This window comes from Streptomyces sp. NPDC020597, assembly GCF_044335095.1.
In the GTDB taxonomy this organism is placed as follows: domain Bacteria; phylum Actinomycetota; class Actinomycetes; order Streptomycetales; family Streptomycetaceae; genus Streptomyces.
Window position 1 is genome coordinate 136,338 of sequence record NZ_JBIRUL010000021.1, and the last position, 10,004, is coordinate 146,341.

The window sequence follows — 10,004 nt, forward strand, 5'->3', positions numbered from 1 at the left end:
CGACGGGCGGTCAGCCGAGCGGCTCCCGTGCCGCCACCGTCGTCTCGGCGCCCCATCGTGCCGTCACCCGTACGGCGTCCAGCGTCGAGGCGACGTCGTGCACGCGCAGGCACCAGACGCCCTGCGCCGCGGCGAGCACGGACACGGCGGCGGTCGCGGCGTCACGCTGCCGCGCCGGGCGCGGCTCCCCCGTCGTCCCATCGGCCAGCAGGCGCCCCAGGAACGCCTTGCGGGAAGCGCCCAGCAGGACGGGACGGCCCAGCGCGCGGACCTCCCCGAGACGGCCCAGCAGCTCCCAGTTGTGCGCGGGCTCCTTGGCGAAGCCCAGCCCGGGATCGACGATCAGCGATCCGGGCGGGACGCCCGCCTCCAGGGCGGCGTCGATCCGCAGCCGCACCTCGCCGAGCACCTCGTCGACCACGTCTGCGTAGACGGCGTTCGCCTGCATCCCGGCGGCGTGGCCACGCCAGTGCATCAGCACGTACGGCGTGCCCGCCCGCGCCATCAGGGGCAGCATCCCGGGGTCGGCGAGACCCCCCGAGACGTCGTTGACCAGCCGAGCTCCCGCCTCCAGGGCGCGGGCGGCGACCTCGGCCCGCATGGTGTCGACGCTGACGACCGCGCCCGCCGCCGCCAGGTCCCGGACGACGGGCAGCACCCGTCGCAGCTCCTCCTCGACCGGCGGGCGCAGCGCCCCGGGACGGGTCGACTCGCCGCCCACGTCCACGATGTCCGCGCCCTGCTCCAGCAGGGCCAGTCCGTGCGCCACGGCCTCGTGCGCGGCGAACGACAGCCCGCCGTCGGAGAACGAGTCCGGCGTGACGTTCACGACGCCCATGACCAGCGTGCGGCCGGGCCGGGGAAGTCCCTGCGGATGGAGGTCCGGCGTTCCCGGACTCGGTGGTCTGCTGACGGCGGGGGCAGTGACGATCACTGGTGTCCGACTTTCGACGCGCTGACAGGACCGCGCGGGCAGGACGTGGTCCGTCACCTCCCTGCCGCACACAGCCCTGTGAGAGCCCCTCATCGGAGCTCCCACAGGGGTGACGGGGCCGCCCCCGCCGGGATGACTCAGACGTACTCCGTCGCCGCGTCGAGCAGCCAGTCCGCCAGATAGCCGGCGAACGACGAACGGACCAGGATCCAGAAGCCGGCGCTGGGCTCCTCGCGCGCGACCAGGACGACCTGGGTGCGGCCCAGGGTGGTCTGGGCACAGCGGCCGGAACCGAAAGCCCTCGGATGCAGGTCCAGCGAGCAGCCGTGGGCCAGCAGGTCGCGTGCGCCCGCGCCGGCGACGAGGACCGTGGTGCGCTGCGCGGAGACGTCGGTGACCGAGACCGGCTCCTCCCCCGCGGCCTCCCGGATCCGGCTCTCCAGTTCGCGTTCGCCGCCCGGCGGCGCGACGAGCAGCCACTCGTCGGGCCCGAGCCAGAGCACCGTCAGCTCGCCCGCGCGGACGACGGTGTCGGGCTCCAGGGGCAGGGGCACGCCCAGTGCGAGACCGACAGCGCCGGCCGCCGCGCCCTTGGCGTCGAGACGCACGTCGAGCTGGGTGAGGAAGGGGAGTTCGGCCAGCCGGATCGTGCCCCCGGAGGCGCGGGTGGCGGCGGCCAGCCGGTCGGCGGCCCGGGCCAGCGGGCTGCGGGGCCGGGAGGTCAGGGCGGTGTCAGCCATCGCGGCGGGCTCCCTCGGGGTCGAAGAGGACGGGACTTGCGACGGTCACCGGCACCAGCCGGTCCCCCACCGGGGCGTACAGCCGCTCGCCGATGCGGTCCCGGCCGCCCTTGACCAGGGCGAGCGCGAAGGTGCGGCCGAGGGCGGCGCTGCGGTAGCTGGAGGTGACATGGCCGAGCATCGGCACGGGCGGGGCCGGCAGCACGCCGTCGGCGACCAGGTGCGTGCCCTCGGGGAGGAAGTCGGCCGGGTCCTCGGGGAGCAGGCCGACCAGGTGCTTGCGGTCCGGGCGCACGGTGTCCGCGCGGGCGAACGAGCGCTTGCCGATGAAGTCGGGCTTCTTCTTGGAGACCGCCCAGCTCATGCCGAGGTCCTGCGGGGTGACCGTGCCGTCGGTGTCCTGCCCGATGATCGGGTAGCCCTTCTCGGCGCGCAGGACGTGCATGGTCTCGGTGCCGTACGGGGTGATGCCGTACGGGGCGCCGGCCTCGTACAGCGCCTCCCAGAGGGTGAGCGCCTCCCACGGCGACACGTTGATCTCGTAGGCGAGTTCGCCGGAGAAGCTGATCCGGCAGACGCGCGCCTCGACGCCCGCGACGGTCGTCTCGCGCCAGGCCATGAAGGGGAAGTCCTCGTTGGCGACGGCGAGGCCGGGTGCGAGGGAGCCGATCACCTCGCGGGACTTCGGGCCGACCAGGGCGACCGTGGCCCACTGTTCGGTCACGGAGGTGCAGTGGACCTTGAGTTCGGGCCACTCGGTCTGGAGCCACTCCTCCATCCAGTCGAGCACGGTGGCCGCGTTGCCGGTCGTCGTGGTGACCAGGTAGCGGTCCCGGTCGACCCGGATGACCGTGCCGTCGTCGAAGACCATGCCGTCGGGGCGGCACATGACCCCGTAGCGGATCATGCCGACCTTCAGGGTGCTCATCATGTTGGTGTAGAGCAGGTCGAGGAAGACACCGGCGTCCGGCCCCTGCACGTCGATCTTGCCGAGGGTGGAGGCGTCCATGAAGCCCACGCTCTCGCGGGCGGCGGCGCATTCGCGCAGCACGGCGGTCTCCATGTCCTCGCCGGCCCGGGGGTAGTACCAGGGGCGCTTCCACTGGCCGACGTTCTCGAACAGCGCGCCGTGCCCGACGTGCCACTCGTGGAGCGCGGTCGTGCGGACCGGGTCGCTCAGCACGCCCCGGTCGCGGCCCGCGAGGGCGGCGAAGGAGACCGGCGTGTACGGCGGGCGGAAGGTGGTCGTACCGAGGGACGAGACGTCCACGCCGAGGAGTTCGGCGACGACACCGCTGGCCAGCACTCCGGAGGTCTTGCCCTGGTCGTTGGCGGTGCCGGCCGTGGTGTACCGCTTGGTGTGCTCCACCGAGCGCAGGCCGGCGCCGGTCGCGCGGGCCAGGTCGGCCACCGTGACGTCACGCTGGAGGTCGACGAACCGGGGAGCGTCCGACGCGCCCGGGACGACGTACACGTGCATCGCCGGTGTCGGCCGTGGCTGCGCCGCGACGGCGGGGAGGCGGGGCGTCTCGGGCGTGTACCCCTCGGCCTCGATCGCGCGGGCTCCGGCGGCGGCGCCCTGGGCGAGGGCTGCGGCCGCATCGAGGACACCGCTCGCGCTGCCCACGACCTCGACGGCCTGGCGGCCGGTGTCGGGCACGAAGGAGCCCAGTGTCTCGTCGTGGCGCAGCTTGCCGCCGGACTGGCTGAACAGGTGCGCCGCCGGGTTCCAGCCGCCGGAGACCAGCAGCAGGTCGGCGGCGAACTCCCGCTGCCCGGCGGACTCCCCGTACGGGGCGACGGTCACGGCGGTGAGGCGGGAGACGCCCTCCGTGCCGGTGACGGCGTGACCGGCCAGGACCTCGATGCCGGCGGCCGCGGCGCGCTCGGCCCATTCCCCCGGTTCGGGGCGGGTGTCGACGATCGCCGTGACGGCCAGGCCCGCCGAGGCGAGGTCCAGGGCGGCCGCGTAGGCGCTGTCGTTGGTCGTGAAGACGACCGCGTGGCGGCCGGGCAGGGCGCCGTGACGGTTGACGTGGGTGCGGGCCGAGGAGGCCAGCATCACGCCGGGGCGGTCGTTGTCCGCGAAGGCCAGGGAGCGTTCGTGGGCGCCGGTCGCGAGGACGACGCGGCGGGCGCGGATGCGCCAGACGCGTTCCCGCGAGACGTGTCCGGGGGCCGCGCCGCCGAGGTGGTTGGTGCGGCGCTCGACGGCGAGGAGGTGGTTGTCGTCGTAGTAGCCGAAGACGGTCGTGCGGCGCAGGACGCGGACCTCGGGGGCGGCGTCGAGCAGTCCGGCGGTCTCACCCACCCAGTCGAGGTGTTCGCCGGTGCCGAGGAGGCTGCCGCCGAGTTCCGGCTGGTCGTCGGCGAGGATGACACGGGCTCCGCTGTTCGCCGCCGCGGCGGCTGCCGCGAGACCGGCCGGTCCCGCGCCCACGACCAGGAGGTCGCAGTGCGCGTGCACGGCGTCGTAGCGGGCCGGGTCGGGTTCGGTGGCGAGGCGGCCCTGACCGGGGAGGCTGGTGGCGACCAGGCCGTCGTACAGCTCGACGGTGGTCGCGGGGAGCATCGGCTCGGGGAAGGGTTCCTCGATCTGGATCACCGCGTTGGGCTCTTCGACGCCGGCGGAGAAGATGCCCCGGGGGCGGCCGAGCTTGATGCTGGTGCCCGCCTGGACGACGCCGTTGGCGAGGAGGGCGGAGGCGAGGGTGTCGCCCCGGTGGCCCTGGTACTCGACGCCGTCGAAGGTGAAGGTGAGGAGGGTGCCGCGGTCGATCCGGCCGCGGGTGGGGTGACGGAACGGCTGGGTCGTCCCGCCCCCGCCGCCGCTTCCCGTCTCGTCAGTGGGGGCTGTGCCCCCGGACGCCCCTTCGGCCTCGACGGCCTCGTCCTCGAGCGCCGGACGGGCTGGAGGTACCGAGCCCGGCCGGGATGTGATCCCCTCCGGGGTCGCCGGGCGTTCCTCGCCCGAGCGGTACACCGACAGGATCTCGTTCGTCGAGGTGTCGCGGACCGCGTTGAACCAGCGGCGGCAGCCCGCGGCGTGGCTCCAGCGTTCGGCGAACGGGCCCTTGGTGTTGTCGCGGAAGAAGAGGTAGCGGGCCCACTCCTCGTCGGTGAGGGCCGAGGGGGTCTCGGGGTAGGCCACGTGGGCCTGGCCGCCGTAGTGGAACTCGGCCTCGTCGCGGGGCCCGCACCACGGGCAGGTGATGAGCAGCATGGTTGGGCTCCCTAGTGGGCCACCGCGGCCGCGCCGTGCTCGTCGACGAGCGCGCCGGTGGTGAAACGGTCGAGCGAGAAGGGGGCGTTGAGGGCGTGCGGGGTGTCGTGGGCGATGGTGTGGGCGTAGACCCAGCCGACGCCCGGGGTGGCCTTGAAACCGCCCGTTCCCCAGCCGCAGTTGAGATAGAGGTTGTCGACGGGGCTGAGCCCGACGATCGGCGAGGCGTCGGGGCTGACGTCGACGATGCCGCCCCAGGTGCGCAGCACGTGGGCGCGGGCGAAGACCGGGAAGAGCTCCAGGGCCGCGGCCATCTGCTCCTCGATGATGTGGAAGGCGCCACGCTGGGTGTACGAGTTGTACGCGTCGATGCCCGCCCCCATCACCAGCTCGCCCTTGTGCGCCTGGCTGACGTACACGTGGACGGCGTTGGACATCACGACCGTGGGGTGCACCGGTTCCAGGAGTTCGGAGACCAGGGCCTGCAACGGGTGGGACTGGACGGGGAGCTGGATGCTGGCCATGGCGGCGAGGACCGAGGTGTGGCCCGCGGAGCAGAGCGCGACCTTGCCGGCCGCGATGCGGCCCCGTGTCGTGCGGACGCCGACGACCCTGTTGTCGACCACGTCGAGGCCGGTGACCTCGCAGTTCTGGATGATGTCGATGCCGGCGGCGTCGGCGGAGCGGGCCAGGCCCCAGGCCACGTGGTCGTGCTTGGCGATGCCCGCGCGCGGCTGGTAGGTCGCGCCGAGGACCGGGTAGCGCACGTCCTGGGAGATGTTGACGATCGGGCAGACTTCCTTGACGCCGTCGGCGTCGAGCCATTCCGCGTCCACGCCGTTGAGGCGGTTGGCCTCCACGCGGCGCACGCTGTCGCGGACGTCCTGGAGGCTGTGCGCGAGGTTCAGCACACCGCGCTGGGAGAAGAGGATCGGGTAGTCGAGCTCCTCCTCGAGCCCCTCCCAGAGCTTGAGGGCGTGCTCGTAGATGCCGGCGCTCTCGTCCCACAGGTAGTTGGAGCGGATGATCGTGGTGTTGCGGGCCATGTTGCCGCCGCCGAGCCAGCCCTTCTCCAGCACCGCGACATTGGTGATGCCGTGGTTCTTCGCCAGATAGTGGGCCGTGGCCAGGCCGTGGCCGCCGCCGCCGACGATCACTACGTCGTACGACTTCTTCGGCTCGGGGTCACGCCACAGCCAGTCGGGGTGCTCGGGCAGTTCGGCGCCGGGGGTACGCGGGCTCATCGGACGTCTCCGTCGTGCGAAGGATACGGGTGCTGCGGGGAGGCAGGGACGTGCGCGTTCATACGGCGGTGGCGTTCCTCTCGGCGGCCTCGACGACGTTGGCCAGCAACATCGCGCGGGTCATGGGGCCCACGCCGCCGGGCATCGGCGCGATCCAGCCGGCGACCTGGGCGGCGTCCGGGTGGATGTCGCCGACCAGACCCTGGTCGGTGCGGGTGATGCCGACGTCCAGGACGGCCGCGCCGGTGCGCAGCATGTCCTTGGTGATCAGTCCGGGTGAACCGGCCGCCGCGATGACGATGTCGGCCTCGCGGGTGTGCCAGGCCAGGCCCTTGGTGCCGGTGTGGCACAGGGTCACGGTGGCGTTCTCGGAGCGGCGGGTGAGCAGCAGGCCGATGGGGCGGCCGACCGTGATGCCCCGGCCGACCACGCAGACCCGGGCGCCTGCGAGCGGTACCCCGTGGCGGCGCAGGAGTTCGACGATGCCGCGCGGGGTGCAGGGCAGCGGGGCGTCGACGCCGAGGGTGAGCCGGCCGAGGTTGACGGGGTGCAGTCCGTCGGCGTCCTTGGCGGGGTCCATCCGTTCCAGTACGGCGTTGGCGTCGAGGTGGCGGGGCAGCGGAAGCTGGACGATGTAGCCGGTGCAGGCCGGGTCCGCGTTCAGCTCGTCGATGACGTCCTCGACCTGCTGCTGGGTGGCGTCGGCGGGCAGGTCGCGGCGGATGGAGGCGATGCCGACCTGGGCGCAGTCGCGGTGCTTGCCGCCGACGTAGGCGCGGCTGCCGGGGTCGTCGCCGACCAGGACCGTGCCGAGACCCGGCGGGCGACCGCCGGTGGCGGTCAACTTGGCCACGCGCTCTGTGAGTTCGCGGCGGATGTCGGCGGCGGTGGCCTTGCCGTCGAGCAGCTGTGCGTTCACCGGCGGTGTTCCTTCCCTCTTCGGTCGTGGCCGTGGATCAGCCACGAAGGCGGGACATGGTGGGGTCGAACAGGGGCTCCTCGGTGACGACCGCCTCGACGCGCTGGTCGAAGTAGCCGATGTGGAGCACGGTCCCGGGGGCGGTGAGTTCTGTCGGGAGCCACGCGTAGGCGATGCCCTTGCCGATGGTGTAGCCGTAGGCGGCGCTGGTGACGTAGCCGACCGGCCGGTCGCCGTCGAGGACGGGTTCCTTGCCGAGGACGACCGAGCGGGGGTCGTCGATGACCAGGCAGGACAGCTTGCGCCGGACGTTCTCCTTACGGCGAAGGAGCGCGGCCTTGCCGACGAAGTCGTCCTTGTCGAGCTTGACGGCGAAGCCGACGCCGGCCTCGTAGGGGTCGTGCTCGTAGGTCATGTCGGTGCCGAAGGAGCGGTAGCCCTTCTCCAGGCGGAGGCTGTTGAAGGCGCCGCGGCCGGCGATGACGCCGCCGAGGGGCCTCGCCGCCTCCCACAGGGTGTCCCAGAGCTTCTGGCCCTGGTCGGCGGTGGTGTAGATCTCCCAGCCGAGTTCGCCGACGTAGCTCAGGCGCATCGCGGTGACGGGCACCGAGCCGATGTACGCCTGCTTGGCGCGGAAGTACTTCAGGCCGTCGTTGCTGAAGTCGGCGTCGGTGAGGGGCTGGAGGACCTTGCGGGCGAGCGGGCCCCACAGTCCGATGCAGCAGGTGCCGGGGGTGATGTCACGGACCTGGACCGTGCCGTCGGCCGGGAGGTGGCGGGTGATCCAGTCCAGGTCGAGGTTGCCGTTGGCGCCGATCTGGAAGGTGTCCCGGGCGAGCCGGGCGACGGTGACGTCGCTGCGGATGCCGCCGTCGTGGTCGAGGAAGAGGGTGTAGGTCACCGAGCCGACGGACTTGGCGACCTTCCCGGTGCACAGTCGCTCCAGAAGGTCGGCGGCGCCGGGGCCGCTCACCTCCAGGCGCTTGAGGGCCGTCATGTCGTACATCGCGACGGTCTCACGGGTGGCCTGGGCCTCGGCGCCGACGATCGGCGACCAGAACCGGGCGGCCCAGTCGCCCGGGGCGGGGATGCTGCGGCCCTCGACGCGGTCGGCGTTGGCCTCGTACCACTGCGGGCGCTCCCAGCCGTTCGCCTCGAGGAAGAAGGCGCCGTGCTCCTGCTGGCGGGCGTGGAAGGGGCTGGTGCGGATCGGGCGCGGGTCCCCGGACGGCTGGAGGGGGTGAAGGATGTCGTAGACCTCGACGAAGTTCTGGCAGTCGCGGGCCAGGACGTACTCGGGGGACAGCTGGTGCGGCTCGAAGCGGTTGACGTCGCACTCGTGCAGGTCGAACGAGGAGCAGTGGCCGTCGACCAGCCATTCGGCCATGGCGCGTCCGACGCCGGCCGAGTGGGTGACCCAGACGGCCTCGGCGACCCAGAAGCCCTTGACGTCCGGCGACTCGCCTAGCAGCGGGAAGTTGTCGGTGGTGAAGGAGAACAGGCCGTTGATGCCCTCCTCGATCTTCGCCTCCTTGGTGGAGGGAAGCAGTGCCTGGGTCTCCGTCCAGGCGTCCGCGAAGTCCTCCTCGGTGAACTTCAGGACCGACGGCATGCTGTCGGCCTCGTCCACGGAGAGGATCTCGTCCGCCGTGATGGGCATCGGGCGGTGGCCGTAGTAGCCGATGCCGATGCCGTCGAAGCGGTCGCGGTAGTAGAGGTCGGCGTCCTGGTGGCGCAGGATCGGTCGGATCGCCTCCTCGGTCTGGCCGGCGAGGGCCGGGATCGGGCCGGTCCAGGCGAGCTGGTGGGCCAGCGGGGTCAGCGGCAGGTTCATGCCGACCATGCGGGCGATCTTCGGGCCCCAGATGCCGGCGCAGCACACGACGATGTCGGCCGGGACCTCGCCCTGGTCGGTCAGTACGCCGGTGACCTCGCCGTCGGCCTTCAGGACGTCGAGGACCTCGTGGCGGGCCAGGAATGTCACGCCGCGCTCGGTGGCCCGGCGGATCTGCGCCTCCACGGCGAGGACCGCCTTGGCGAGGCCGTCGGTGGGGACCAGGAGACCGCCGAGGACCTTGTCGGGGTTGACCAGCGGGTGCTGTTCGAGGCATTCGTCCGCGGTGAGCAGGCGGCCCTCGATGCCCCAGGCGGTGATCCAGCCGTGCCGGCGGAGCAGTTCGGTCATGCGCTCGGGAGTGGTGGCCACTTCGAGTCCGCCGACCTGGAGGAAGCAGGGCTTGCCGTCGACGTCGAGGGAGCAGAACTTCTCGACGGTGTACCGGGCCAGCTCGGTCATCGTCTTGGAGGAGTTCGTCTGGAAGACCAGGCCGGGGGCGTGCGAGCTCGAGCCTCCGGTGGCGGGCAGCGGGCCCTGGTCGACCACGGTCACCTCGGTCCAGCCTCGCGCGGAGATCTCGTCCGCGAGTGCCGCGCCCACGACACCCGCTCCGATGATGACCACTCGGGGTCCCGCCATCGCCGCACCTCCGGTCTGTTGATCAGCCGAGCCGATCGAGTTGCTGTTTACGCAACGCGGTTCAGGTTGCGCAACTCAATGTGCCTTCCGCGCAGGTGGGTGTCAAGGGGCCCGGGACCTCGGAAAACAGAGGCGGAAACAGGCCCGGACACAGCGATGCCCGGTGGGCGGCGCACATCCCGCGCGCGCCGCCCACCGGGCATGATCCGACCGGACTCCCGCGTCCGGTATCCGCTGTCACTTGATCCAGGCGTCTACCTTGGTGCGGTTGGCGTCGACCCACTTCTTGGCTGCGGCTTCGGGGGTCATCTTGTCGACGGCGATGTATTTGGCGACGGTGTTCTGGTCGTCGTTGGTCCAGTTGAACTTCTTCACCAGGTCGTAGGCGGGACTGCCGGAGTCGGCGAACTTCTTGGCCACGATCTTGTCGAGCTTGTACACCGGGTAGTCGCAGGCGATCTTCTCCGC

General features: G+C 72.1%; 7 protein-coding genes. All 7 read right to left on the reverse strand.

Annotation, left to right across the window (positions count from 1 at the left end; all coding sequences use genetic code 11):
* Nucleotides 1-10: 10 nt before the first annotated feature.
* A complete protein-coding gene (gene folP, locus ACH4ZA_RS29545; RefSeq protein WP_398432444.1) occupies nucleotides 11-838 on the reverse strand; it encodes a dihydropteroate synthase in 828 nt (275 codons plus the stop codon).
* A 233-nt stretch (nucleotides 839-1,071) separates the two neighbouring features.
* Nucleotides 1,072-1,674: a sarcosine oxidase subunit gamma gene (locus ACH4ZA_RS29550; RefSeq protein ID WP_398432432.1), complete on the reverse strand. Its 603-nt coding sequence runs from the start codon at nucleotides 1,672-1,674 to the stop codon at nucleotides 1,072-1,074.
* Nucleotides 1,667-4,897, reverse strand: coding sequence for a sarcosine oxidase subunit delta family protein (locus tag ACH4ZA_RS29555; RefSeq protein WP_398432433.1), 3,231 nt, complete (start codon nucleotides 4,895-4,897; stop codon nucleotides 1,667-1,669). Before ACH4ZA_RS29555 ends, ACH4ZA_RS29550 begins: the two co-directional genes overlap by 8 nt.
* Nucleotides 4,898-4,908: 11 nt before the next feature.
* A complete protein-coding gene (locus ACH4ZA_RS29560) occupies nucleotides 4,909-6,141 on the reverse strand; it encodes a sarcosine oxidase subunit beta family protein (protein ID WP_398432434.1) in 1,233 nt (410 codons plus the stop codon).
* Nucleotides 6,142-6,199: 58 nt separating this feature from the next.
* Nucleotides 6,200-7,060: a bifunctional methylenetetrahydrofolate dehydrogenase/methenyltetrahydrofolate cyclohydrolase gene (locus tag ACH4ZA_RS29565; RefSeq protein WP_398432435.1), complete on the reverse strand. Its 861-nt coding sequence runs from the start codon at nucleotides 7,058-7,060 to the stop codon at nucleotides 6,200-6,202.
* A 37-nt stretch (nucleotides 7,061-7,097) separates the two neighbouring features.
* Complete coding sequence (locus tag ACH4ZA_RS29570; RefSeq protein ID WP_398432436.1) at nucleotides 7,098-9,536, reverse strand: FAD-dependent oxidoreductase; 2,439 nt, start codon at nucleotides 9,534-9,536, stop codon at nucleotides 7,098-7,100.
* A 237-nt stretch (nucleotides 9,537-9,773) separates the two neighbouring features.
* The coding region (locus ACH4ZA_RS29575; protein ID WP_398432437.1) for a glycine betaine ABC transporter substrate-binding protein at nucleotides 9,774-10,004 on the reverse strand (231 nt) is incomplete at its 5' end.

Excerpts from the sequence above, each read along its gene's own strand:
- folP (WP_398432444.1), bottom strand. The coding sequence starts at position 838 with ATGGGCGTCGTGAACGTCACGCCGGACTCGTTCTCCGACGGCGGGCTG.
- ACH4ZA_RS29550 (WP_398432432.1), bottom strand. The coding sequence starts at position 1,674 with ATGGCTGACACCGCCCTGACCTCCCGGCCCCGCAGCCCGCTGGCCCGG.
- ACH4ZA_RS29555 (WP_398432433.1), bottom strand. The coding sequence starts at position 4,897 with ATGCTGCTCATCACCTGCCCGTGGTGCGGGCCCCGCGACGAGGCCGAG.
- ACH4ZA_RS29560 (WP_398432434.1), bottom strand. The coding sequence starts at position 6,141 with ATGAGCCCGCGTACCCCCGGCGCCGAACTGCCCGAGCACCCCGACTGG.
- ACH4ZA_RS29570 (WP_398432436.1), bottom strand. The coding sequence starts at position 9,536 with ATGGCGGGACCCCGAGTGGTCATCATCGGAGCGGGTGTCGTGGGCGCG.